Raw genomic sequence first — 396 nt, 5'->3', positions numbered from 1 at the left:
CTGCACCACTTCGGGTCCAAGCAGAACCTGCTGCTCGAAGTTCTCGAGTTCCGCGACCAGGACGACGTCGCGCACCTCGCCGGCCGGCACATCCCCGACGGTCCGGCTCTCTTCGCGCACCTCGTCGACACCGCGCGGCGCAACGCGCAGAGGCCGGGCATCGTGCAGGTCTACACCGTGCTCTCGTCAGAGGCGGTGACCGACGACCATCCGGCCAAGTCCTACTTCCAGGAGCGTTACAACACGCTGCGGATCGAGATCGACGCGGCCTTCCGCGAACTGTGCGCGCAGGAGAACGTGACCGACCCCGACACCATCGACAAGGCCGCGGCCTCGATCCTCGCGGTGATGGACGGATTGCAGCTGCAGTGGCTCCTCGACCCCACGGCGATCGAT

The 396-nt window shown here is 66.7% G+C and carries 1 protein-coding gene; it reads left to right on the top strand.

Going from position 1 to position 396, the window contains the following annotated elements; genetic code table 11:
• On the top strand, positions 1-396 hold a 396-nt coding region (locus tag AB4Z02_RS19245), incomplete at both ends, for a TetR family transcriptional regulator C-terminal domain-containing protein (RefSeq protein WP_441972981.1).

This window comes from Pedococcus sp. 2YAF34 (assembly GCF_052114585.1).
Taxonomy (GTDB): Bacteria; Actinomycetota; Actinomycetes; order Actinomycetales; family Dermatophilaceae; genus Pedococcus.
This window is presented reverse-complemented; position numbering and strand designations above follow the sequence as displayed.